Origin of the sequence: Seohaeicola sp. 4SK31, from assembly GCF_028802875.1 — a bacterium.
Classification (GTDB): Bacteria; Pseudomonadota; Alphaproteobacteria; order Rhodobacterales; family Rhodobacteraceae; genus Seohaeicola.
In genome coordinates this window covers 1-24,289 of sequence record NZ_JARAMP010000036.1, presented here as the reverse complement: position 1 = coordinate 24,289, position 24,289 = coordinate 1, and the positions used below count along the sequence as shown (strand labels likewise).

Annotated in this window: 22 protein-coding genes, 2 tRNA genes and 1 pseudogene; 17 read left to right on the top strand and 8 right to left on the bottom strand. The window is 63.2% G+C overall.

All coding sequences use genetic code 11. The annotated features are described in order from the left end of the window. Window positions 1-25: 25 nt before the first annotated feature. Window positions 26-1,009: a TRAP transporter substrate-binding protein gene (locus PVW27_RS19610; RefSeq protein ID WP_274560653.1), complete on the bottom strand. Its 984-nt coding sequence runs from the start codon at window positions 1,007-1,009 to the stop codon at window positions 26-28. A gap of 537 nt (window positions 1,010-1,546) precedes the next feature. Between PVW27_RS19610 and PVW27_RS19605 the strand changes: the two genes are divergently transcribed. After that, window positions 1,547-2,005 carry a ferritin-like domain-containing protein gene (locus PVW27_RS19605; RefSeq protein WP_274560652.1) on the top strand — a complete coding sequence of 153 codons (459 nt, stop codon included), beginning with the start codon at window positions 1,547-1,549 and terminating at the stop codon, window positions 2,003-2,005. Between the two features lie 146 nt (window positions 2,006-2,151). On the opposite strand, the gene PVW27_RS19600 is transcribed toward PVW27_RS19605, so the two are convergent. Then, window positions 2,152-2,226 (bottom strand) — tRNA-Thr (locus PVW27_RS19600). A 115-nt stretch (window positions 2,227-2,341) separates the two neighbouring features. Between PVW27_RS19600 and PVW27_RS19595 the strand changes: the two genes are divergently transcribed. The 14 genes from PVW27_RS19595 to PVW27_RS19530 all read left to right on the top strand — a co-directional run bounded on the left by PVW27_RS19595 (window position 2,342) and on the right by PVW27_RS19530 (window position 11,174). Continuing rightward, the gene (locus tag PVW27_RS19595; protein WP_274560651.1) at window positions 2,342-2,518 is read left to right on the top strand and encodes a hypothetical protein; all 177 of its coding nucleotides are present in this window, start codon (window positions 2,342-2,344) and stop codon (window positions 2,516-2,518) included. A gap of 13 nt (window positions 2,519-2,531) precedes the next feature. Further along, window positions 2,532-3,800 carry a UDP-N-acetylglucosamine 1-carboxyvinyltransferase gene (gene murA, locus PVW27_RS19590; RefSeq protein ID WP_274560649.1) on the top strand — a complete coding sequence of 423 codons (1,269 nt, stop codon included), beginning with the start codon at window positions 2,532-2,534 and terminating at the stop codon, window positions 3,798-3,800. Then, the gene (locus PVW27_RS19585; RefSeq protein ID WP_274560647.1) at window positions 3,797-4,273 is read left to right on the top strand and encodes a DUF2948 family protein; all 477 of its coding nucleotides are present in this window, start codon (window positions 3,797-3,799) and stop codon (window positions 4,271-4,273) included. Before murA ends, PVW27_RS19585 begins: the two co-directional genes overlap by 4 nt. 140 nt (window positions 4,274-4,413) lie before the next feature. After that, window positions 4,414-5,715 (top strand): histidinol dehydrogenase, encoded by a 1,302-nt coding sequence (hisD, locus tag PVW27_RS19580; RefSeq protein WP_274560645.1) that lies wholly within the window; start codon window positions 4,414-4,416, stop codon window positions 5,713-5,715. 132 nt (window positions 5,716-5,847) lie between these two features. Further along, on the top strand, window positions 5,848-6,327 hold the full coding sequence (locus tag PVW27_RS19575; RefSeq protein ID WP_274560643.1) for a UPF0262 family protein: 480 nt from the start codon (window positions 5,848-5,850) through the stop codon (window positions 6,325-6,327). Window positions 6,328-6,331: 4 nt separating this feature from the next. Next, complete coding sequence (locus PVW27_RS19570) at window positions 6,332-6,793, top strand: arsenate-mycothiol transferase ArsC (protein WP_274560641.1); 462 nt, start codon at window positions 6,332-6,334, stop codon at window positions 6,791-6,793. A gap of 78 nt (window positions 6,794-6,871) precedes the next feature. Beyond that, complete coding sequence (locus PVW27_RS19565; RefSeq protein WP_274560638.1) at window positions 6,872-7,279, top strand: ketosteroid isomerase-related protein; 408 nt, start codon at window positions 6,872-6,874, stop codon at window positions 7,277-7,279. Next, complete coding sequence (locus tag PVW27_RS19560) at window positions 7,276-7,860, top strand: GNAT family N-acetyltransferase (RefSeq protein WP_274560636.1); 585 nt, start codon at window positions 7,276-7,278, stop codon at window positions 7,858-7,860. The genes PVW27_RS19565 and PVW27_RS19560 overlap by 4 nt, the downstream gene beginning before the upstream one ends. A gap of 101 nt (window positions 7,861-7,961) precedes the next feature. Next, entirely contained in the window at window positions 7,962-8,855 is an 894-nt protein-coding gene (locus tag PVW27_RS19555) for a carbon-nitrogen hydrolase family protein (RefSeq protein ID WP_274560634.1), read from the top strand. An 84-nt stretch (window positions 8,856-8,939) separates the two neighbouring features. After that, window positions 8,940-9,158, top strand: a complete 219-nt coding sequence (gene infA / locus PVW27_RS19550; protein WP_005978431.1) for a translation initiation factor IF-1 — start codon at window positions 8,940-8,942, stop codon at window positions 9,156-9,158. A gap of 11 nt (window positions 9,159-9,169) precedes the next feature. Next, window positions 9,170-9,748, top strand: a complete 579-nt coding sequence (locus PVW27_RS19545) for a Maf family protein (RefSeq protein ID WP_274560612.1) — start codon at window positions 9,170-9,172, stop codon at window positions 9,746-9,748. Then, complete coding sequence (locus PVW27_RS19540) at window positions 9,745-10,785, top strand: ribonuclease E/G (RefSeq protein ID WP_274560610.1); 1,041 nt, start codon at window positions 9,745-9,747, stop codon at window positions 10,783-10,785. The genes PVW27_RS19545 and PVW27_RS19540 overlap by 4 nt, the downstream gene beginning before the upstream one ends. Further along, entirely contained in the window at window positions 10,782-10,976 is a 195-nt protein-coding gene (locus tag PVW27_RS19535; RefSeq protein ID WP_274560608.1) for a DNA gyrase inhibitor YacG, read from the top strand. The genes PVW27_RS19540 and PVW27_RS19535 overlap by 4 nt, the downstream gene beginning before the upstream one ends. 123 nt (window positions 10,977-11,099) lie before the next feature. Beyond that, window positions 11,100-11,174: transfer RNA gene (locus PVW27_RS19530), tRNA-Phe, on the top strand. 146 nt (window positions 11,175-11,320) lie between these two features. Here PVW27_RS19530 and PVW27_RS19525 read toward each other — a convergent pair. Then, entirely contained in the window at window positions 11,321-13,669 is a 2,349-nt protein-coding gene (locus PVW27_RS19525) for a hypothetical protein (RefSeq protein WP_274560607.1), read from the bottom strand. 559 nt (window positions 13,670-14,228) lie between these two features. Here PVW27_RS19525 and PVW27_RS19520 point away from each other — a divergent pair. After that, window positions 14,229-14,498: pseudogene (locus PVW27_RS19520) on the top strand (transposase); the annotation flags it as partial. A 409-nt stretch (window positions 14,499-14,907) separates the two neighbouring features. Next, window positions 14,908-20,070 (top strand): hypothetical protein, encoded by a 5,163-nt coding sequence (locus PVW27_RS19515; RefSeq protein WP_274560605.1) that lies wholly within the window; start codon window positions 14,908-14,910, stop codon window positions 20,068-20,070. A 363-nt stretch (window positions 20,071-20,433) separates the two neighbouring features. Here PVW27_RS19515 and PVW27_RS19510 read toward each other — a convergent pair whose 3' ends face one another. The 5 genes from PVW27_RS19510 to PVW27_RS19490 form a co-directional block, all read right to left on the bottom strand. After that, on the bottom strand, window positions 20,434-21,564 hold the full coding sequence (locus tag PVW27_RS19510; protein WP_274560604.1) for a DNA cytosine methyltransferase: 1,131 nt from the start codon (window positions 21,562-21,564) through the stop codon (window positions 20,434-20,436). 78 nt (window positions 21,565-21,642) lie between these two features. Continuing rightward, window positions 21,643-22,692: a NotI family restriction endonuclease gene (locus PVW27_RS19505; protein ID WP_274560602.1), complete on the bottom strand. Its 1,050-nt coding sequence runs from the start codon at window positions 22,690-22,692 to the stop codon at window positions 21,643-21,645. 412 nt (window positions 22,693-23,104) lie between these two features. Then, a complete protein-coding gene (locus tag PVW27_RS19500) occupies window positions 23,105-23,341 on the bottom strand; it encodes a hypothetical protein (protein WP_274560600.1) in 237 nt (78 codons plus the stop codon). 66 nt (window positions 23,342-23,407) lie between these two features. Next, complete coding sequence (locus PVW27_RS19495) at window positions 23,408-23,866, bottom strand: hypothetical protein (protein ID WP_274560598.1); 459 nt, start codon at window positions 23,864-23,866, stop codon at window positions 23,408-23,410. 80 nt (window positions 23,867-23,946) lie between these two features. Then, window positions 23,947-24,289, bottom strand: a 343-nt coding sequence (locus tag PVW27_RS19490; RefSeq protein ID WP_274560596.1) for a hypothetical protein, incomplete at its 5' end; no start/stop codon positions are given.

The window sequence follows — 24,289 nt, the reverse complement described above, 5'->3', positions numbered from 1 at the left end:
GGGCTCAGACCAGACTTTCGCGGCATCACGCCCGAACGTCTGCTCTACTTCTCTTCCAGATATCTCCCCCAGCACGCCACTTACCGCTGAAGAAATTGCGCCAGATTGTGGTAAAGGTCACAACCTCGACCCCGTGGTCGTTGATCAGCTTGCCCAGGTATTCGCCGTTCTTGGCCATGGCTTCGGAATGCGACAGTTCATGTTCTTCGGCGCAAGCGGCCTCAAGCACAGCTTTTTCCCAATCCGACAGGGTGCCATACCACGAGGCGTTCATGCCGAAGGCCAGACCGCCGCCCGGCTCGTGCATGCCGCCGGTGTAGTAGATCTTGGCGGCCTCGTAGAATTTCATGAAGTAGTCGTTGAACGGACCGACCCATTCGGTCGCCTCGATCGCGCCCGACACGAGGTTCTCATAGATCTGGCCGCCCGGCAGCGACACGGTGGATGCGCCCAGCTTGGACATCACGGTGCCGCCAAGGCCCGGAATACGCATCTTCAGACCCTTGAGGTCGTCGCGCGATTCGATTTCCTTGTTGAACCAGCCGCCGGCCTGTGTGCCGGTCGAACCGCAGGCGATGGCCTTGAGGCCGAAGGAGCCTGCCAGCTCGTCCCAGAGTTCCTGACCGCCGCCGAAGCGGATCCATGCGGTCCATTCCTGCGTGCTCATGCCGAAGGGAACAGAGGTGAAGTAGTTATAGGCCGGGTGCTTGCCGCCCCAGTAGTAATCGGCGCCGATATAGGCCTGCGAGTTGCCGGAAGCGACTTCATCAAAGGCGTCGAAAGCGCCCACACGCTCGCCCGCGGCGAAATACTCGGTGGTCAGGGCACCATCCGACAGGGCGGTGATGCGTGCGGCCAGACGCTGTGCCGAGATGCCGAGGCCCGGGAAGTCCCGCGGCCAGGTCGAGACGATGGTGATGGTCTTGGTGCCTTGTGCGATGGCAGGTGCAGCAAGTGCCGCGCCCGTGCCCGCGAGGGCGGCGCCCTTCAGAAACTTACGACGTTCCAATTGTGATCTCCTCCACGTTGGGTAAACCCCCGCCATTTTTATGCGAGGTTGTCCCATAGAAGACAGTGAAGCGGTTTTTCAGGCAACAGTTATTTTGATGCGCTCCATCAATCCCCATGATGCAAGCGCAGCAAGGGTGTCGGATTTCAACCGTGGATTGCGGGCGTCGCGATCTACGTTCGTGGAGCGTGGGGGTGTGCCGATATTTTCATCAGTTCCGATACGCGCAGCCAGTGACAAGAGGCCCGGCCTGTCACCGAATCTGCACCAAAGGCCAAAGGCTTATCCGGTCTTGCGGATGTTGACGCCTTGCGGGGAAGCACGGATTCGGGCCTGTCGCATCGGCCGTCCGTGGCGCCTGTTGCATGGGCCGTTCCCGCCCCTGTCATCGGGTGGCGCGCCGCGGCGCTGCACTGCGGCGTGATGGCGGGCTGCGCCATCTTGTCATGGAACCCGTCGGTGTCTCGCGTGTTGAATGACACAGACGCCCACTGGCCTGAACACGGCTTTCATGGCCCCACCCCGAAAGGAACCAGGATGAAGACGCCCGAGACAGCCCGCCCCAGTGCCGTAACCCCGACAGAAGTCATCGATGCCCTTGCGGACCTGCATACCCGCACGGTCGATGCCCTTGCCGGATACGAGAAGATGGTCGAGAAGGCCGAACCGGAGTTTCGCCCCGTCGCGCAGCAGTTCCGCGACCTTCACAGCCGCCATGCCGCGCAACTTGCCTCGCTGCTGACATCGCTGGGCGCAAGCGTAGACGCGGATGGGTCCTTCATGGCGACCGTCAACCGGACCGTCGTCAGCCTGCGCGCCTTTTTCGACGAGATCGACGAGGATGTGATGGACAATATCCGCAGCGGTGAGGACCATGTGCTGCGCGCCTTTGAAAGCGTTCTGGCAAGCGGCCCGACGCAGCCTTACCACGCCGATCTGATGGCGATGCGCGAGGACCTGCTGCGCCTGCTGGACGCCACCCGCCATCTGGACTGACCCGCAGGTCTCCGATCCGGCGTATCAAGACCAGCGACACGCGCCCTGACCGATCCCTATGGCCGGGGCGTGTGCCATATAAGGCGACGACCAAAGTCTTTTTGCACCCGGTGGGATGACAGACAAGACGCGCATTCTGGTTGGGATGGTGCTGTGAGAGAGGATTGAACTCTCGACCTCTCCCTTACCAAGGGAGTGCTCTGCCACTGAGCTACCACAGCATCCGGCGGTGTGTGAAGGGTTGCCCCTTTGACCGTGGCCGGGTGATTAGACTCAAATCCCGCAGGGTGCAAGCGCAATCTGGACGCAAATTGTGCGGTGCTGTAGGAAGGCAGGATGGAGCAGAAACCACCCGGCAGAACGGCGCCCGGCAAGGGCGGGACGCGTGAAGAGCGGTTGAAAGCCGCCCTCAAGGCCAATATGGCACGGCGCAAGGCACAGGCGCGGGCGCGGGCGGCGAAAGAGACACCGTCCGCGGATGATCCGCCGGGGCGGGACACAGGCAAAGAGTGAAAAGGGCAGGGCAATGGATTCGATCATCGTGACGGGCAATGGCCCCTTGAAGGGGCAAATCCCGATCGCCGGGGCCAAGAATGCCTGTCTGACCCTGATGCCTGCGACGCTTTTGTCGGAAGAACCGCTGACGCTGACCAATGCGCCGCGCCTGTCGGATATCCGGACCATGACGCAACTGCTGCAATCGCTGGGGGCCGAGGTTACCAGTTTGCAGGATGGCAAGGTGCTGGCCATGTCGAGCCACACCATCGACAACCACACCGCCGATTATGACATCGTGCGCAAGATGCGCGCCTCGATCCTTGTGCTGGGGCCGATGCTGGCCCGCGACGGTCACGCGGTGGTGTCGCTGCCCGGTGGCTGCGCCATCGGGGCGCGGCCTGTGGACCTGCATCTGAAGGCGCTGGAGGCGATGGGGGCGGAACTGGACCTGCGCGAGGGTTATGTCCATGCCAAGGCACCCGGCGGGTTGAAGGGCGGGATCGTCGACTTCCCCTTCGTCTCGGTGGGCGCGACGGAGAATGCGTTGATGGCGGCGACTTTGGCCAAGGGGACGACCGTGCTGAAGAACGCCGCGCGCGAGCCCGAGATCGTGGATCTGGCGCAATGCCTGCGCAAGATGGGCGCGCAGATCGAGGGCGAGGGGACATCGACGATCACCATTCAGGGCGTGGATCGACTGGGCGGGGCGACGCATCCGGTTGTCACCGACCGTATCGAATTGGGCACCTATATGCTGGCCCCCGCGATCTGCGGTGGCGAGGTGGAGCTGCTGGGCGGTCGCATCGATCTGGTCGGCGCGTTCTGCGAGAAGCTGGATGCGGCGGGGATTTCGGTCGAGGAGACGGCACTGGGGTTGAAGGTGACGCGGGGCAATGGCCGTGTGCGGGCCGTGGATGTGACGACCGAGCCGTTTCCGGGTTTCCCGACCGATTTGCAGGCGCAGATGATGGCGCTGCTGTGCACCGCCGATGGCGTGTCCGTGCTGGAGGAGAAGATATTCGAGAACCGTTTCATGCACGCGCCCGAGTTGATGCGGATGGGCGCGAAGATCGACGTGCATGGCGGCACGGCCACGGTGACGGGTGTGGAGCGGTTGAAGGGCGCGCCGGTGATGGCGACGGATCTGCGGGCCTCCGTGTCGCTGATCCTCGCCGGGTTGGCGGCGGAGGGTGAGACGATCGTGAACCGGGTCTATCATCTGGATCGCGGCTATGAGCGGGTCGAGGAAAAGCTGGGCGCGGTGGGTGCCAGGATCGAACGGGTGGCGGGCAAATGAGCGACGCGAGGTTCGAGGACGCGCGCGAGACCCCGCTCAATCTGGGGGCGCTGGAGGCCGAGGACCTCAAGGTGATGTCCGCGCTGGTGCAGGATGCGGTCTTTCCGGCGACGGCGATGACGTGGCGGCCGGGGCAACGCCGCTTTGGCCTGCTGCTGAACCGTTTCCGCTGGGAGGATGTGGACGCCGCGCGCAAGCGCGCCCGTCCGGTCGAGCGGGTGCAATCCTTGCTGGTGGTGGAGAATGTGCTGGGCGTCGCCTCGAACGGGGTGGATCGGCGCGACCCGGATCTGGTGCTGTCGCTGCTGTCGCTGGACTGGCATGCGGGGGCGGAGGTTGAGGGGGCGTTGCATCTGGTGCTGGCCGGGGACGGAGAGATCCGGTTGCAGGTCGAGGCGCTGGAAGTGACGCTGAAGGATGTGACCCGGCCCTATGTCGCGCCATCACGCAAGGTGCCGGATCACAAGATCTGAAGCGGGATTTCTGCGCGGCAGCCTGCGCCTCCGGCGGGGATATTTCGGGCAAGAAGAAACAGCGTGTTGCGTTCATGGCATCAAGGGCTTGAGGCGCGGCCCCTGCAAAGCTATGTCCCGCCCCAGACCCCGGAGGGACCATGCCCGTATTTCTGAACGCCACCGACCCCGATTTCGAGACCGCCTTCGCCGCCCTGCTGGGCGCCAAGCGCGAGGATAGTGTCGATGTGGATGATGTCGTGGCAGGCATCATCGCCGATGTGCGCGCGCGCGGTGATGCGGCGGTGATCGAGCTGACGGCGAAGTTCGACCGGCTGGACCTGACGCCCGAGACGCTGCGGTTTTCAGAGGCCGAGGTGGATGCGCTGGTGGCGCAGGTGCCCGCGCATGAGCGGGCCGCGCTGGACCTGGCGGCGGATCGCATCCGCGCCTATCACGTGCGCCAGATGCCGCAGGATCATAGCTGGACCGACCCGGAGGGCGCGATGCTGGGCTGGCGCTGGACGCCGGTGTCTGCGGCAGGGTTGTATGTGCCGGGGGGGCTGGCCTCCTATCCGTCCTCTGTGCTGATGAATGCGGTGCCTGCCAAGGTGGCGGGGGTGGAGCGGTTGGCCATCGTGGTGCCGACGCCCGACGGCGTAGCCAATCCGCTGGTGCTGTTGGCGGCGCGGATTGCGGGTGTGGACGAGATCTACCGCATCGGCGGCGCGCAGGCGGTGGCGGCGCTGGCTTATGGGACGCAGACGATTCCGCCCGTGGACAAGATCACGGGACCCGGCAATGCCTTTGTCGCGGCGGCCAAGCGGCGGGTGTTCGGCAAGGTCGGCATCGACATGATCGCGGGGCCGTCCGAGATTCTGGTGATCGCGGATGCGGATAATGACCCCGACTGGATCGCGCTGGACCTGCTGTCACAGGCCGAGCATGACGAAAGCGCGCAAAGCATCCTGATCACGGACAGCCCCGCCATGGCCAAGGCGGTGGCGGCGGCGGTCGAACGCAATCTGGCAATGCTGGAGCGGCGCGCCATCGCGGGGCCAAGCTGGCGCGACTTTGGGGCCATCATCACCGTGCCCGATTTGGATGTGGCCGCGAGCCTGTCGAACCGGATCGCGCCCGAGCATCTGGAGCTGTGCGTGGCCGATCCTGATGCCTTGTCCGCCAAGATCACCCATGCGGGGGCGATTTTCCTTGGCGCATGGACGCCCGAGGCGATTGGCGATTATGTGGGCGGGCCCAATCACGTCTTGCCCACGGCGCGGTCGGCGCGGTTTTCCAGCGGCTTGTCGGTGATGGATTTCCTCAAGCGGACGACCCTGACCAAGATGACACCCGGCGCGCTGCGCGCCATTGGTCCCGCGGCGGAGACTCTGGCCATTGCGGAAAGCCTTGAGGCGCATGGGTTGAGCGTGCGCGCGCGGTTGAACCGACTGAACGAGTGATCCGGCACCTGAACATGCGCCCGGCGCCACAGTCAGGCGGGTAATTGCTGCATTGCAGCATGAAAGGGTTCAAGGCGGATTGTGCGGTGCGGCAGCCTGCGCTAATCAGGTGCATCTGCTAGGACCCTGCCCATGACACGCATCTGCGACATCGAACTTGACGATTCCAACCTGCCCCCGCCCACGCCCGAGATCGAGCAGGAGCGCAAGGTGGCGATGTTCGACCTTCTGGAGGAGAACTCGTTCGAGTTGCCTTTGCGGGATGACCGTGTCGTGCCCGCTGGCCCCTATCGTGTGGGGCTGGCGATCCGCGAGAAGCGGCTGGTTTTCGATATCCTGACCGAAGAACGCGAGAAGGCGGCGGAGTTCCATCTGTCGCTGAGCCCGTTCCGGCAGGTGGTCAAGGATTACTGGGCGATCTGCGAAAGCTATTTCGATGCGGTGAAGAACATGCCCCCCAGCCAGATCGAGACGATCGACATGGCCCGGCGCGGCATCCACAATGAGGGGGCGCGCATCCTCCAGGAGCGGCTTGAGGGCAAGGCGGTGATCGACACCGATACCGCGCGCCGGTTGTTCACCTTGATCTGCGTCCTGCATTTCGGAGCCTGACCCCGTGCCAGTCGCCTTGCCCCAGTCCGTTCTGTTCTGCTGCGACCACAACGCTGTCAGATCGCCCATGGCCGAGGGCATCATGAAGAAATTCTATGGCGCCGAGACCTATGTCCAGTCGGTCGGCGTCCATAACGACATGGAGATCGACGGTTTCGCCATCGCCGTCTGTCAGGAGATCGGGGTGGAGTTGTCGCGCCATCGCAGCCGGTCTTTTGACGAGATGGAGGAATGGGGCGAGCATCTGTCATCTTTCGATCTGGTGGTGGCCTTGTCGCCGGCCAGCCAGCGGCGCGCGCTGGAGCTGACGCGGATCTATCACCTGACGGTGGAATACTGGCCGATCATGGACCCGACTGGTCTGGGCGAGAGCCGCGAGGTGAAGCTGAACGCCTATCGGCAGGCCCGCGACCAGATCATTTCGCATCTGACGGCGCTGTGGGGACCGCCCACGCGGATGGCCTGAGGGGCGAAACCCCGCAAAGTCCCGCTTGGAGCGGGCCACGGCCCCTGCTAGGTCTTGGCCCAAACAGGAGGTTTGACCATGACCGATACGGCCCGCGCCACGATCCAGCGCTATTTCGATGCCTTCAACGCCGGTGACAGCGCCGCCATGGTGGAATGCCTGTCCGATGACGTGGCCCATCATGTCAATGAGGGCAAGGTGCGGACCGGCAAGGCGGCCTTTGCCGCGTTTTGCGACCATATGAGCCGCTGCTACAAGGAGACCCTGACGGATATGGTGATTTTCACCAGCCCGGATGGCACCCGTGCTGCGGCGGAATACATCGTCAACGGCACCTATCTGGCGACCGATGCGGGCCTGCCGGAGGCGAAGGGGCAGGGCTACCGCCTTCCGGCGGGGTCCTTCTTCAGTTTGCAGGACGGCAAGATCACCCGCGTCGTGACCTATTACAATCTGGCCGACTGGGTGGCGCAGGTCTCGGCATGATCCGCGTGGAGGCATTGACCGGGGCGGCGCTGGAGGCCGCCTTGGATGATGTGGCGCGGCTGCGCATCGCGGTGTTCCGGGACTGGCCCTATCTCTATGACGGGGATCTGGGCTATGAGCGGGATTATCTGGCGGTTTACCGTGACAATCCGCGCGCGGTGGTGGTGGGGGCCTTTGATGGCGCGCGTCTGGTCGGGGCGGCGACGGGTCTGCCGATGCAGGATCACGCCGATTATTTCGCGGCCGCTTTCGACGGCACGGGCGAGGATCTGGGCCAGATCTTCTATTGCGCGGAATCGGTGTTGCTGCCCGCATGGCGCGGTCACGGGATCGGGCATCGTTTCTTTGATCTGCGCGAGGATCATGCGCGCAAGCTGGGCTTGAGGAAGTCGGCCTTTTGCGGCGTGATCCGGCCCGAGGACCATCCGCTGCGCCCTGCGGATTACGCGGCGCTGGACCCGTTCTGGCGCAAGCGTGGCTATCGACCGCTGGCGGGGGTCGTGGCGCATTTCGGCTGGAAGGATCTGAACCAGAGCGCCGAGACGGACAAGCCGCTGCAATTCTGGATCAAGACGCTATAGGCAGGGCGGATCATGCTTTCGCAACCACAACGGGCAATCCGTTTGAACCTGACGCGTGATTGCGTCATCATGGCTGGGACTCGGACACAGGACTGAACCTCATGAAGATCGCGACCTCTGCCTATCCCCTTGATTGGTTCAAGGAATGGACCGACTACGAGGCCAAGCTGACCGCATGGGTGGCCGAAGCCGCGCAGGACGGGGCGGATCTGCTGGTCTTTCCCGAGTATGGCGCGATGGAGTTGGCGTCACTGGACGGGCCACGGGTGGCGGGTGACCTGAAGGGGTCGATCCGCGCGGTCGCGGGCCGGGTCGGGGCCAGCTACAATCTGCATGCGGCGCTGGCGGCGCGGTTCGGGGTGCATATCCTGTCCGCCTCGGCCCCGGTGATCGACGGCTCGGCGGTGGTGAACCGTGCGGGACTGTTCGGCCCTGCGGGCCTGATCGGGGTGCAGGACAAGCAGATCATGACCCGGTTCGAGCGCGAGGAATGGGGTATCAGTGGGGCCAAAGACGGGGCAGGGCCGCTGCGGGTCTTTGACACGGATCTGGGCCGCATCGGCATCCTGATCTGCTATGACAGCGAATTCCCCCTGTTGGCCCGCGATCTGATGGAGCGCGGCGTCGAGATCCTGCTGGTGCCCAGTTGCACCGAGGCGCTTGAGGGCTATTGGCGGGTCCGCATCGGGGCCATGGCGCGCGCGCTGGAGGGGCAGTGCGTCACGGTCATGTCCTCGCTGGTGGGCAAGCAGCCCCGGCTTTATGCGGTCGAGGAGAATACCGGCACAGGTGGCATCTTCGGCCCGCCAGACCGCGGCTTTCCGCCCACCGGCGTGATCGCGGAAGGCAAGCTGAATCGCCCCGGCTGGACCTATGCCACGGTGGACCTTGCCGCGGTGCGCGATGTGCGCGCGGATGGCCATGTTCTCAACCTGTCGCACTGGTCCGAACAGGAGGGTGCATTGACCCGGAAAGCGCAAAAGCCCGCAGCCTAGAGATTCCCCTTGAAAATCGGCGCGGATCGGACCATTTAAGCGCCTGTCCCGCAGCATGGCGGGATGATTGACGAAGGAGAGACCATGGCCAAGGAAGATACGCTCGAATTTCCCGGTGTCGTGAAAGAACTCCTGCCGAATGCGACGTTCCGGGTCGAGCTAGAAAATGGCCATGAGATCATCGCACATACGGCAGGCAAGATGCGCAAGAACCGCATCCGTGTTCTGGCTGGCGACAAGGTTCAGGTGGAAATGACCCCCTATGATCTGACCAAGGGTCGGATCAATTACCGCTTCAAGTAACTGTTTTACCTGTGAAACTTATCCTCGGATCCGGCAGTCCGCGCCGCAGGGAACTGCTGGCGCAGATTGGTGTTGAACCTGACGCCATCCGCGCGCCGGATATCGACGAGACACCGCACAAGGCCGAATTGCCGCGCCCCTACTGCGCGCGCATGGCGATTGAGAAGGCCCGCGCCGTAGAGGCGGATGACGATGACATCGTGCTTTGTGCCGATACGACCGTAGCCTTGGGGCGACGGATTCTGGGCAAGCCTGAGTCTGTGGGCCAGGCGGCGGAATTCCTGCTGGCGCTGTCGGGGCGGCGTCACCGGGTGATCACGGCGGTCGCCGTGCGGCGTGGCGCGCGTGTCTGGGAGCGCGATGTCGTGACCACCGTGCAGATGAAGCGGCTGTCGGACGAGGAATTGAACGCCTATCTGGCCAGCAATGACTGGCAGGGCAAGGCGGGCGGCTATGCCATTCAGGGCCCGGCAGGCGCGTTCATCCCCTGGATCAACGGGTCGTTCACCGGCGTCGTCGGTCTGCCGCTGTCCGAGACCGCAGGCCTGTTGCAGGCGGCGGGTTACCCCATTTGGAAGGACCGCGCATGAAGGGCCGTCAGATCATCCTCGACCATATCAACGGGCGCGAAGCCGCGGCCCTGATCGTGGATGGGCGGCTGGAAGATCTGCTGATCGACGCCGATGGCCCGCGTCCGGGTGCGATCTATCGCGCCGTGGCGGATCGGCCTTTGAAGGGGCAGGGCGGGCTGTTTCTGCGCACGCCCGATGGCATGGCCTTTCTGCGGCAGGTCAAGGGCATCGCCCCCGGCGAGACGATGCTGGTGCAGGTGACCGGCCATGCCGAGGAGGGCAAAGCCCTGCCGGTCACGCAGAAGGTGCTGTTCAAAAGCCGCTATGCGATCGTCACGCCCGAGGCGCCGGGGCTCAATATCAGCCGGTCGATCAAGGATGACGATCTGCGCGACACGCTCTTGGGAATCGCGCATGAGGTGATGGGCGAGAGTCCGATGGGCCTGATCCTGCGTTCAAGCTGTGCTGTGGCCGATCCCGATGAGATTGCCGAGGATATCGCCGCCATGGCCGATCTGGCCACAGCCGTGCTGTCGGATACCGAGGGTGAGGCGGAATGCCTGACCGAAGGCGACGGGCCGCATGTGCTGGCCTGGCGCGACTGGGTGGAGCCGGCCGAGGTGGTGACAGCCGAGGGCAGTTTCGAGTCCCACGGCGTGCTGGAGATGATCGCAGGCTTGCGTGATCCGCGTGTGACGCTGGGTGGCGGGGCGTTCGCTTTTGTCGAGCCGACCCGCGCGCTGGTGGCCGTGGATGTCAATACGGGCAGCGACACCAGCCCTGCCGCAGCGCTCAAGGCGAATATCGCGCTGGGTCGTGACCTGCCGCGGCAGTTGCGCCTGCGGGGACTGGGCGGCCAGATCACGCTGGATCTGGCACCCATGCCCAAGAAAGACCGCCGCGCCTTCGAGATGGCGATCAAGGCCGCGTTCCGCAGTGACAGTATCGAGACGGTGCTGGCCGGCTGGACACCCTTGGGCCATTACGAGTTGCAGCGCCAACGCGCCCGCGTGCCCTTGGCCGCGCTGCTGGAGGAGCAGGGGGCACGCCCATGACCTGCCCGATCTGCAAGCGCAAGCCCGATCCGGCCTATCGCCCCTTCTGCTCGAAACGCTGCGCCGACGTCGATCTGGCGCGCTGGTTCAGCGGCACCTATGCCGTGCCCAGCCAGGACCCCGATGATATCGAGGCCGCCATTGACGCGATCGAGGACGCCCTGCGCGACGACCCGCTGAAACCCCAGTGACGCGGCCCTGGCACCGCGCCGCCTACCAGTCTGGCGCGGCACAAAATTTTTGTGCAAACCCTCTGGACAGCCCCCCACGCCTCGCCTAGAACGCTGCAACCCGAACGCCTCGCGTTCTCCCGTGCCCGGGTAGCTCAGGGGTAGAGCAGTGGATTGAAAATCCTCGTGTCGGTGGTTCGATTCCGCCCCCGGGCACCACTATTTCGTGCGTCCAGCCTTAAAAGCAAAGATTTCCGGGGATTCTGGCGAAAGCGGCTGAAAAATGCTACACATTTCGCTACACAAAATGCTACGCAGAGGCCGGTCTCAACAAAATAAGGGCTGCCCGATGGTGGCCGTAACCGCTAATCGCCTTCACGTTCATCCGGCGGGTGGCGATTGAACCAACGCCTATTCAGTTGTGATCGTAGCAGGTCGCCGGCGGGGCGTCCCGCTTCGATCATGGTAGCTTTCAGGCCTGGCTTCCGGGCAATAGTCTGTTCAACTTCATGAATCCGCGACAGGACAGCAGCGTCTGCGGGCGCAATATTGCGCGCGCTAAACAGCAACCTGATTGCATCGACCTCGGCGTTCGGGCGGGACGTGATGAAACTTGCATGGTCTTCCAAGGCGGCGATCAAATCATCTTGGGCACGCCGCGCCATCCAAGAATCGATTTCAGATCTCGACGCATTCCCCGCAAATGTGCCAGTTCTTTCTTCCAGCCGGGCGACGCGGTGCCCCAAAGCCGTAATGATACTACAATGGAGGTCTTCTGCGGTTCGTTGGAGGTCCAAGCTCCAATCTGCCATGAGCTTTTTCTGGGCGTATCCCTTTAGGGTGTTGTTCCCAAGGAGAGCGGCGGCGCCGATCGCTGGACCAAGGATGAGCGCACCGGCGGGACCTATCGCAACCAGGCCGAGCCACGCCCCAGCGTTGGTGCCTGTGAAGGCGAGCAAGCCGCGCGAGGCGCCATCGAGAATGAGCCAGGCTGGCAGGTCGGAGACAGGGACTCTTCCCCTGGCGACCTCGATGCCACCGCGAAGCACACCCACGGAAAGCGCGAATTGTAGAATGTCCGGGTCAGCCAGGTCGGCAGCATGACCGAGTGTCTCTGCGATCTGCTCTTCGATCATGGTAATTTCGAAGCCAGGAAGGGTGGTCACCAGATGCGCCCATGGCGCACCGCTTGCCATGGCCTCCTCGGCAAGGGCGGCATTGGCGATCACCGGGACGTCCGGGTATTTCTTGAAATGCTCGGTCAGGTTCGATAGCGCTGTCCCGCATTTCACTTGGACCGGCATCCCGTCGACGATGAGATCAAGACCGGGTGTATTGCTCGCCTCGGCAAGGCGGACGTCGTGGCCGTCGGCGATCAGCTTGTCCATGACCAGCCGCTCGGCCGTGAAGCCTCGCAGTGACCATCCAGCGCCCGCGGTCATGAAGTCAGATGCATTGTAGGCGAAGGCCATAGGATCGCCGATATCCTCGGAGCGAGAGAAATCGGCCGCTTTCATGACGTTGGGGTCGAGCGCTGCGGCATGCCAGAGCATTTCGCCGGCGGTCAGGCCCAATGCGACGACCGCATCCGGGAGATCAGTGGTCATCTTCTTCGAAGACCAAGGCTCCGGAGGCCGTCCTGCTGGTGCCGGAAGTGGCCCTGCCAGACGACCGGTGATCTCGGCAACGCATCGGCGCATGTCTGCGCGATCCTTCGCGGTCATCCAATCGAAAGAACTGGTCGGTTCCCGGTCCAACTTCCGCATGTCTATGAGGAATTGGTCCAGGCCGGTTTCGCTGCGCTGCGTGCCTTGTGCCGCCATTAGCACCCCAAGACGGGCAGCCAGTTGACTGCGGACTACCCGTGACCCACGCCCCATTCCAAGCCATCCAAGAGCGGTCACGCCCACGAAGACGGTCACCGGGTTGATGAGTGTAGCCAAGAGCGAGACAAGTGTGGGGCCACTGACCAGAGGGATGATAGCGCTGAGCTGTGCGGCCAGCATGTAGGGCAAGAAACCGGCATTGGCGACGACAGTCGCCCCGCCGACCCAAACGCCGCCAGCCGCAAGTGCATTGCGTGCTTGGGTCTGGCCTTGCCGCAGAGCCTCAGCGATTTCGGGATCGGCTTCTTTCGCAGCGGCCTCGAGAACCTTTTCGTCCGAGAAGACCGCCAGCATCTCCTCGGCCACGATCTGGGGGAAGGGCAGAGGCGACTCCGTGACGAGGGTAGCTTTCGCCGACTTCCAGTAATCAGCGGCCTTACCGCCGACCAGTTCGCCAATACCACCGTCAGACTTCTTGCGATCGGCCCTGCGGTGGCGGGCGCGGATCGAGGGCGTCAGTCTCTCGGAGGCGCGAACAGCAAAGGCGGAAGCCGATCGCGTGGCGGACTTGCTCGACAGGGAGGGGACAGCCGACGGCAAAGCCACGGCTTCTGTCAGTCTCGCCCAGAGGCGGAAGCGCAGGGCGGCATCCGAAGCAGATGACCCAGCAATGATATTCTGAGCAGTCTGGAGGCGTTCGGCTGCGGCATCCGCCGTGAAACCAAGCTTGGCTCCAATGCCCTCGACAGCACCCTTCGCGAGAAAAAGGCCGTCGACGCATTCAATGAGAGCTATGATTTGGCACATCTCGGCCCGCTCGAGGACACCAAGACCCGATAAAATATTGATCGGGCGAACAACAGGTGGTGCGGCAGGCTCAACGGTCATGTCATGGACATTGCACATCATTGGGCGAAACTGCAATTGGCCTCGGCATGTCCAAAGCTGAGTTCATTTTTTCAGAGAACATGAAGGTCTGCTTCGGCTGCTCTGCATCGCAGCGTCGTGGTTTCTAATGGATGGCGGTATTGGCCGGTCGCGTTCATGCGCGCGTCGCTGCGTGCGCGACCTCGACTTGGCAAACTTCGGTCCGTTTGGGCTCGGAACAATAATTTTGCCTCCGAGCCCTGGGGCCGGAGCATCTTGACGAAACCCCTTATTGATAAGGGTCTATCGACACCGGTTCCTGTCCGACTCCGGCTCGTGACAGCGACGTTGACGTAACCTGTGCCAAGATGCAAGTCACCTTGTGTTCTGCACGAACCGTGTGCTGCAGAGTGTCCGGGTTCCAGCATGCACTGCGTCGGAATTGGATCCCGCCACTGACACTTCACTCCTTGGATAAGAACGCTTCTGCGCCCTCGGAATCCAACAAGCTCAGCGCGGGTGCTGTCAATGTGTCACTCTGTTGATCCCCGTGCAGGAGCGTTGCGCAGTATGGATGATCACCATCGAGGCCGTGAACGCGGTCGTCCAGCGCGCATTGATCGGCGTGTATCACCGTCTCGGACGGAAGCACCTACAACGACACCTGGACGAAATCATCTGGCGGTGGAACCGCGGGACCCCGGAGAGCAAAGTGAGGAATAGGAAGTCTTCATCGGGCCGCTCAACGGCTGAGACCACCACCGTATCGAGGCCGATCCCGGGTGTGGACCAGATGCGAGGCCTCCTCTACGGAGCCATCGGCCGCCAGATGGGACGCACACCGTCGTGAGGTCTTCGGTGGCCATGACCCCTTCACTCCGATGGTTCGCTGAGAGCCCAAACTACCCAAGGCGGCGAACACGAATTTCGTGGTTGCAGCATGGGCAGGTTCGAAAGGACGGCCCAATGCGGACACACGACATCCTCAAGGGCAATGTCCGCTTCTTACCCCATGCCAGTAATTCCAGGTCGCCCCAGCCGATCCCCAAAGCCGCCGTTCGTTCGAACGCACCGAACCGACTGCTTTAGGGAGCGCCGCTTTCGGTGCAAAAACATCGAAGGTGACGACGCCTGGTCCCGCAGACGAGAATTGAGATAGCAGGTAGACAAGCTATTGATCGGTCCGCGTCAGTTGAATCACGTCCCCGCGAACGCCCGTTTCGCTTGACCACGCGGACGATTGTTTGCACATCAGGCGGATGGCAAAAGCAGAAAACAGCTCCGACACTGAGAGAGGCTCGAGCCCGGCATCGCGCGGCGCGGCCGGCGCCTACATCGAGGGCGAGCTCGGGGCGCTATATCTGCTCGCGCTTCTGACCGGAAACCGTGCGCCGGGGCTGCCGTCCGCGCGCGTCACGAGCGTGCGCTTTCAAGGTGTCGAGCAAGGGTTCAAGCTCGACGACCTCATCATCGCGGGAGTCGGGGCCAACGGTGATGCGCTACTCGAAATCCAGTCAAAGCGCGATATCCAGTTCTCGCCGAAGGACACGGTCTACAAGGATGTCGCACGGCAGATCGCCAGCAGCACGATCGGCGACGTGCCGGCGGAGCGCCATCTGTTTGGGATCGCCACGCAGCGGACCAGCCGCAAGATATCGGGGGCCTATCAGGACGTGCTGGGCTGGGCGCGCAGCGCGGCCACAGCGGGCGAGTTCTTTACCCGTCTGGCGGCGAAGGGCGTGGCAAACGATGACATGCGCGCGTTCGTCGCGACGACGCGTGCGCATCTTACGGCAGGCGGCATCGCCGATGAGGATGAGACGATCTGGCGGCTGCTGCGCCGGATACTGATCCTCGAATTTGATTTCGAGGGCAGCGCACCGATTACTCGCACCTACGGTCTTGCGCTCGCGCGGATGGCGCTGGCGGACGAGCAGGTCGCGCACGCTGAGGCACTGTGGAGCCGCCTCGTCGATCTCTCGATCAAGACCGGCACGCGGGGCGGTGAGATCGATACCGCTGCACTCAAGGCCAACCTCGCCGAGGCCGGTTTCAAGCTTGCCGGCGAACGCGAATACGGCTCGGCCCGCCTGCGGCTCGCCGAGCTCGCGCAAAACACGCTCTCGCCTATCGGGACGAGCGTCGCAGGCGTGACACTGCCGCGGCTGGCGGCGGTCGCGGCGCTCGACGATGCGGTCGAGACACAGCGCTTCATCGTCGTGCGCGGCGATACCGGCGTCGGCAAATCCTGGGTGCTGCGCCACTATGCCGAGCGCGTCGCCGAGCGTGCCCCGATCATCGTTCTCGACCGTGAGGCGACGCCCCCGAACGGCTGGTTGTATTTGGCAAACGCGCTCGGCATTCCCGGATCGGCGGATGCCTTCCTGACCGATCTGGCGGCGAGCGGCGGCGCTTACCTCTTTATTGACGGCATCGACATGATCGACGATGCGGGGCGCCAGCGCACGATCAGCGAGCTGCTGCGAGCCGCCGGCGCCATACCTGGCTTCAACGTGATTGCGACCGCGCGGCAGACCGGCGCCAGCGACGTCATCCCATGGCTCGACGACCGGATCTCGGCCGCGTTGGGCGGTAAGCACACGGTCAAGGTCGGAGCGCTGTCGGACGAAGAAATCGCGATCCTGACCGATCAGGCGCCCGAGCTGCGGATGCTGCTCGATGCCGGCCATCCCGCAGCGCAACTCGCGCGCAACCTCTACCGTTTGTCGCGACTACTCCGCGAACCGAGCGCCGCGTCGGTGCGAACTGAGGCCGGGCTCGCGCAGCTTTGGTGGATCGGCGCCGATGGCGCGCCGACGGCCGAAGTGCGGGCAGCGCAGCGAATCCTGAAAGCGCTGGCGACCGCCGCGCTCAAGGGCGACGCCGGAATCGATCTCGACGAGGATTCATCTGCGCGAAACCATCTGCTCGGTGCTCAGTCGCTCCGCGAGGTCCGGCCCGACCGGCTCGATTTCAATCACGACGTGCTGCGCGACTGGGCGATCGGGAATTACCTCGCCGAAGACCCGTCCCGCCTGGGAGAGTTCGACTTGGGCGGACTCGTGTCGCCGCGCGTCGCCCGCGGTATTGAGATCGCCGCGCGGCTTGCGCTCGAGACGGGCAAGGATGCGAGCGCTTGGCTCGACCTGCTCGCGCACCTGTCGCCTACGAGCGCGCACGGTTCGTGGCGCCGACAGGCGATCCTCGCGCTGGTCAGGTCAGAAGTCGCGATCGATCTGCTCGAAAAGTCGAGCGCCTCGCTCCTCGCCGAGGGCGGCGCACTCTTGACCGAACTGTCGACGACGCTCGTCGCGGTCGAGACGCAGGCGGCCGCTGACATCATCACCTTGCCTGATGGATCGAAGGTCGACCTGCCGCGCTCGTATCGGACCGACGTGACGGGATCGTCGGTCCTGGTGCTGCGCTGGATACTTGTTCACGCCGCCGAGGTGCCAATGTCGGCGATCGACGCCGTGGTCGAGCTGGTCGAGACACAGACCTTCTTACTCAAGATGCTCCCCCCGCTTGCCGAGCGAACGGCCCGGCTCCTGTTCGACTGGCTGTGCCAGCTCGATCTGCGCGACATGCCCGTCACGATCCCGGGGATGGAGGGACGCGCGCGCTGGGGGGGCGACGCGCGGCGGCGCACGGTAGCCAAGCTCCGGCTGATGGCGATGCTGCTCGGGTCGTTCGCGCCCGATGCGCTCAAGGCCTATGTCACTGCGATTACGAACGACGGCGACGAGCACAAGATGAATGACCTGCGCCAATACTCGAGCGCGATCGCTCCCGTCGCGCCAGCCGAACTGGCGGCGATGGTCCAAGCGAGCCTGATCAAGAAGAAACACGGGCGGCGTCGGCGGGACCGCATGATGGAGGACGCCTTCAGTTTTTGCGATAATGACTATCTGCCACCATCGCCCGCGCAGCCGCCGTTTCTCGACCTGCTGAACGCGGCGCCGGCCGAAGGAATGGCGCTGATCAGGGGGCTGGTCGAGGAGGCGATCGCTTTTCACACCGAAGGGCGCGAGCCAGGCGAAGACGGCATCACGGTCGACTTTGGCGAGGGGCCGCGCTTCTTCCCCTGGGGCTGGACCTATGGCTGGTCGCGGGGCAACGGTAACGAATATGCCGCCGCTTCCGGGCTGCTCGCGCTCGAGGCGTGGAGCCAGAAGCGGCTCGATGATGGTGATCCGGTCGAGGCCGTGCTCGCCGACATATTGGGCCCAGAGGGCAGCGCGGCTGCCTATCTCCTCATCGCGATCGACGTGTTGTTGTCGCACGGCAGTGTCGCGCGTGTAGCGCTCGCGCCGTTTCTCGCGAGCCCGCAGCTCCTTGCCGAAGATCGCACCCGGCAGACTCATGACCAGATGGGGTCGGGGCGGGATACGCTGGGACTGAAGGACGAGCCGAAGGGTCCGGTGCGTATGGCCGATCTGAAGGCAAGACCCTCGCGCGGCTATTCGCTGATCGACACCTTGCAGAATTTTCTGGCCGACGAGCCAGTCGGCAATTCGTTGCGGGCAGCGCTCGCGGCGGCGGTCGAGACGCTCGAACCTTATGCCGCGCACGCGACGTTGAGCGAACCTGAGTTCGCCGGCCGCTATGCGCTTAACGTCCTCACCCTGGCGAACTGGTTCGAACGGGAGGACGGCAATCTCGAATATCGGTCGCCGCCGGACGAGGCCGCGCATTTCGTGGCGCTCGAAGCCAAGCGGGATGTGTCGGTTCAGGCGAGCGGAATGGAAGCGCGCATTTCGATGGCGGTCGACGGTGGGACGTATGCGACGGCCGAAACCGCACGCGACGCAGTCGCCTATGCCGAGGGCGGCGTGCCCGATGGCAGCGATACTGACGCGCTCAAGTCTCGCGCAACGCGGCTGATCACGACGGCGCTGCTCGTCGCGCGTGACGGCGACGATGCGCTGCTGGCAGCACATGAAGCCTGGGTGCGGGAAGTTATCGGGATCACGCTTGAGGAGAAATCCGATCGAGGCAGCGGGTCGCGCGATACTCTGCGCTACAACCGTCCGGCGATCGCGATCCTCGCACTGATCCATCTCTGGGCCCGGCTGAGGAAAACCGCGGATCGCGATGCGCTGGTCGCGCTCGCGACACGCCAGGATCGGGTGGCAGCCACCGCGGTAGCGGCGGCTGTCCCACGCATCCTGGAGATCGAGCCGCGTCTCTTCAAAGCGATGATGCGGGCGGCCTTTTCCAGCATGACATATCGTCGGAAGAGCTACGAACCGGAAGACGAGGCGCCGCAGGCTGCGTTCGAAGCGGAGCGTGCCTCCCGGTCCGACGCAGCGGTTACGAGCGAGCTTGCTTGGCTTGATGGCGGCGTGGAACCGGATTGGCCCACATGGCCCGAGGAGCGACCGAGCCTGCGCAGTGCCAGACGAATTCGGTTGCCGGGACCAGTCACGCCCGAAGAGTTCGAGGTCGATGGCGGGCTGGAGACGGCGATCGACCCTTCGGCAGAATTCCTTCACACCGATCACCAGGCGGGGGCCCGTTGGCTGGCAATCATCCAGTCGGCGCCTGCGAACGCGATCGGCTGGCGGCAGGAGATCGTCTCGGCTTATGCTGAATGGACAGGCCGCATGAATGGGCTGGGCCATGCGGCCGATGCCGAGATCAGCCGCGAGCCTACCGATTGGAATTGGCAATATTACGCGTTGTATGCCGAGCGGCTGCTCGATGGAGACGATGCGGCGTTCGCCGCCGATCTGCCGTTCGTGACCGACCTGCCCGACGCGCCGTTTGCCGAGGTCGCGCAGACGGTCCAGCACGCCGCTGACGTGCTCTACTTCAACCACACCAGCCGCGCACCGGAACGGCCGGTCGCGCTGCGCGAAAAGCTTGTCACGCGGCTGATGACGCTCAGCCGGTGGTGGAGTATCCGCGACCCAGGCAAAGCTCGGATCGACCTGGATAGCGGTGGCGTCATCGGGCAAATGCTGTTCAACACCTATGCGCCGATCACCGGGACGCACAGCTATCTGTTGCCGACCGTGTTCGACCGGGTTGATCCGTTTCTGCCTATACTCCGCCCGATGTTGCCCGGGGGGCCAACCGTGTTCGTCGCGCGCTGCACGATGAATCTGCTGCTGGTCGCGCCGCGCTCGCGCCATCTTGGTTTTCTGTTGGACGCAGTCGAAGCTTGGTTCGGTCGCACGACGTCACCGGAGCTGTGGATCGCGGCGGGCGTCGGCGGCCGCGTCATGCAATGGTTTGAGGCGTGCGTTGTCGAAGATCCGGGATTGCTCGAACCTGGGCACCCGGCGCGCACGCGGATCGATCGGGTGTTGGGCCGGTTGGTGGCGGTTGGTGTCGCCGAGGCGCATGATCTGGAGCGGCGCGTCACAGCGGCGGCCGAAGCCCAGGCGGTCGCGCCCGTCCCTCGCAAGCCGAGCTGAGGCTTGGAGCGGGGCACACTCCGCATCAGGGGTAGGACAAGATCGTCGGGCTCGTCTCAGGGAACCTGTCCATCTCTTCCAGGATCGGGGTTGGGAGCAAAGCAGCGTGCTGACATCAAGTGAGATTCGGGTGACTGAGTCCGCTTTGGTCGATTGGCCAACGGTAGCTCCCGGTATCCTCTCGGCCCCAAAGCCGCCGTCCGTCGACATTGCAGCGAACGACCGGAATCCGCCCGACCTTCCGGATGCCGCGTCAGCGAAGCGCGAGATGATGCGCCCGCAGCGGATGACCGGAAGGTCCGCGAAGCTGCCATCTGTGAGTCTCTACGGCTACCGCCTTTTCTCGTGTATAATAGGGAAACTTTATGCTGCTGTCTCTTCAGTTTCCGCCGCTTCCATCGCCTCAAGAAGGGCATGTCCGATGGCCTTCCCGAGGAGCGGCGGGACCGCATTGCCGACCTGAACATACTGCTCGGTCTTCGATCCCGAGAAGACGAAGCTGTCTGGAAACGATTGCAGGCGAGCAGCCTCTCGGACGGAAATCGCTCGGTCCTGTTCCGGATGGATGTAAGCGCCCCAGTGGATGTCACATTTGGTGAGGATCGTGCACGCCTGGCCGTCCCACGTCATGCGGCCATACCGCTTCGTGTGATCCGATCGCTTCGCCCGCTTCATGCCCGCCGGCAGCAGGTCGAAGGGGATATCGCGCCAGCTTCCGCCGGGAGGAATATGCGCCAGGCGATCAACGTTCACCGTTCCGAGCCTCGGCGCCGCATGGCAGGTAACCGCCGTCAGGTTGCCTCGGAGCAGCTTCTGGAACTCCGACTTTGCCTCAGTGGCGTAGGGCACGACACCGCGATCCTCGCCATTTTCAAGCACCGGAAGATCGGAGATCGCGTCTTGAATGGTCACAAAAGGCAGGAGGCCAGGGCCGTGCGTGGGCGCAGGATGCTTAATTGGCGCGCCGATCCTGTTGCCGATGAAGACAACACGGCGCCGCTCTTGCGGAACACCGAACTGCTCTGCCTTCAGGACCTCAAACTTGACGTCATATCCAAGAGCGCCAAGCTCGGTCTGGATTGCGTGCACAGCTTCGCCGCCGCCGATGGAGAAGATGCCAGCGACGTTCTCCATGACGATCCACTCGGGCTGAAGCGCTTCGACGATCCGCAGATACTCCCGGAAGAGAGTTGCGCGCTCGTCATGCATGCCGCGCTGATGGTTGTAGACGGAGTAGGCCTGGCATGGAGGCCCGCCGACGAGGACAGTGAGCTCGCCCTTATTGAGGCCCGCTGTCTTCAGCAACTCATCGGTCTTGAGGTCCTGGATGCGGCCGGGCACGAATTTCGCCATGGGGTGGGTTTCGGCGAAGGTCTTGCCTGCCGCATCGAACAGGTCGTTGCCAGCCAGCACGGTAAAGCCCGCCATCTCCAGACCAGCGGACAGCCCGCCAGCTCCGCAGAAGAGATCTATCGCCGTCCTGCGCTTACCCATATTCGCCTCGAGTCTCTTTTTGTTCTGCCTTGCGTTACCAGATATCGTGGATTCCGGCAATTCAATATCGACATAGCATCACGGTCCGGCGTTCACTTTATCCTCGACCGCACCCTCAAAGTCACCCATGTCGACAGGGATGCCGCCCGTCAATCCTTCGATGGAGTGCTCCAGGGTGGTCAGGCGGCGGTCGACGACCTGAAGCTCGAACGGGCCCCCTGGCGCTGCCTGGACGAAGTCAACGAGATACCAGACGATGTCGCAGTTCGAGACGTCCTGCACCTCGCGCATCTTGCCCATTGACTCGAAGAAGGCGATGTCGACCACGACTGCCATTTTCTTTCCCCAGCGGCGCAGCGTCGGCACCTTGATCTGGAGCTGAGGCATCAGCCGCTTCGGTCCGCTGGATCGGTAGTCAGGCCTCCGGCCTTCGTTCGGCATGGTAAGTCGCCCGCCGTTGTTGGCGATCGCCGTCAGCTCTTTGCCCATCTCTTTGCCGGAGAAGTAGACCGCCTGGATCTCGACCGCGGCCCACTTCATCGGGTGGCCCACGGGAGTGTTCCTTGCGGCGAGGACCATATCGATGTTTCCGACGCTCTGTCCGGGGGCGCTGTCGAGGTTGCCGGTCGACTCGAGGAACCCGACCTCGCCGACCTGGAACGGGTTAGGGTCACCAAGGAGGTCCTGGCCGATATGTTGGGCCACCTTGTTGTTTTCCTGGTATCGGACGGGACACATGCCGCGGATGTAGGCCCGCTTGCCCGTGACCGGCTGAAGGCCTCCGCCCGGCTTCTCCCGGTAGAGCCGCATCGAGCACACGCCTCCAGGTTTGTTGCAGAATGGAAAGGGGGTGTCGGTTCGGAAGGGGCACGGCATCTGCGTCGCCTGCAGAGCTGTGAGACGTGCCTCGAGGTCTGTCAGCCTCGTCTGTTCCGTAGTAGTCAGCGGGCCAAGCTTGGCCTTCGCTCGGAGATCCACGATGCGCTTCATCTCGGACTTGTTGAGCATCTTTCCAGATGCCCGGAACTTCCCGAGGCGCAGTCTGTCGGCGTCCAAAAGATCGAGGAAAGGGAGACCATACCACTCAGCGATGTGGAACATCTCCTTGTCCTTGGGTTTCTTCGCCATCCCTCGCCTCTCGATTCTGTGGTTTTTTCAAACCACTACCAACCGAGGCGCATGTCTGGGAAGAAAAAGAAGACCCGCCGGGCGAAATCGACGGGTCTCGAGGTTTCCATGCTTGAGGCTACTCTGACCGGCAACTGGAAAGGGAACTGGCGCGCTTGGCCTCATGCTTCAGGTTCTGGACGGCAAGCCATGGAAGCCACCGAAGAGCGCAACGCGCGTCCTGGCGTCGATATGGGCGCCAACTCAGCGAAATGGATTAGCATATCATGCACGATCTACAACGACGAGACCGTGACCTGGGCTGGAGCAGCGGTCGACGGCATCCGTGTCTCGCACATGGAAGGGATCTCGTCGAGCCGTCGCGCACGGCGGCCGGAGAAGCAGCTGGGCCCGGGGGGCGGCGCTGTGGCGATTACGCGTTCTCGCGCTGAGACTCGAGATCGACTTCCCATGCGTCGCGGACGGTGCTTTGGAGCTCTTCGACGGACGGATAGTCGTCGAAGCGGTGCCAGATGCCGCCGTGCTGACCGACGGTGACGATCGCGCGCGGGCCATCCGCCTTGACGTCGATGTTGAGGCATTCCTCTTCGCGCATATCGGCGATTATTGCCGCTGCCCGCTTTGCCGAGATTTTTTCGATCTTGCTCATGTTTCTACCTTTCCTGTTTTCCGTCAGACCGTTGTGTGTTGCCGACAACGAAGAATTACGCCCCGATCAGTCATTCCAAAGCGATCCGGCGAAAATTTCCACATTCTCTGAGAAAAGTCTTGGGGCGGCAAAAACCGCCCCTTCTTGTGACAGAAGGGCCCGTGTGATTTCGGGGTCCTTTTCGTCCTCTATGGAGGACTTAGGGAAAGGATTTGGTGTCCCAAAATGCGCTGGTGATTTTTTCCAGGCGGCCAGATCATCTGCAGTTATGTCGATATGGCGGCGCAGATGGAACATGATGAAAGTGGGGCCTTCCTCAGCATTCCGAGTCCGGAATCCCAGATCGCGGATGAGTCGGATGAGCTCAGCGTTAGAGGCGCCGGTTGTGGTCTTCAATTCAGACGCAGCGATGACAGACCGGATCATTTCGAGCAGCTCGGACGGGCACATGCCGCACTCTGCAGCATACTGATTGATCCGCACGATCAGATCTTCGCTGTTCAGTTCTGCGGGTTGTTCGTTCATGCTTTGATCTCCTGATTGCTGTCTGTCCCTGGGACATGAAGACGATCAGTGAGCATCCAAAACGCGTCGTGCATTTTTCTTCACTGCAAGGGAAGGCATCCTTGACCAGCGTGCCTTCCGAGTTCCAGCGGATGTCGGCAAATATGCCGCGGATCGCGAGGTTCATCCGGCCAAACCAACTCTCCGCCTAACGACGGCCGGCGAAGCAGGGCAAGCTCGTGCTGCCTGCGGTCGAGATTGATGAGCTTGTATTCGCGCCGCTCGCCGTCCGCGATGAGGCCTTGGAAGGGGACACTGGCGTCACGTGTGAAATGGTTGATGCGGAAAGCCGATTGGTTCGGCAACCGGCCTGTCTGCCGACATGATGTGATAGAGTTTTTTGACAGGCACAACGCAGCGAATTTGGGGCTGAGCAAGGGCAGC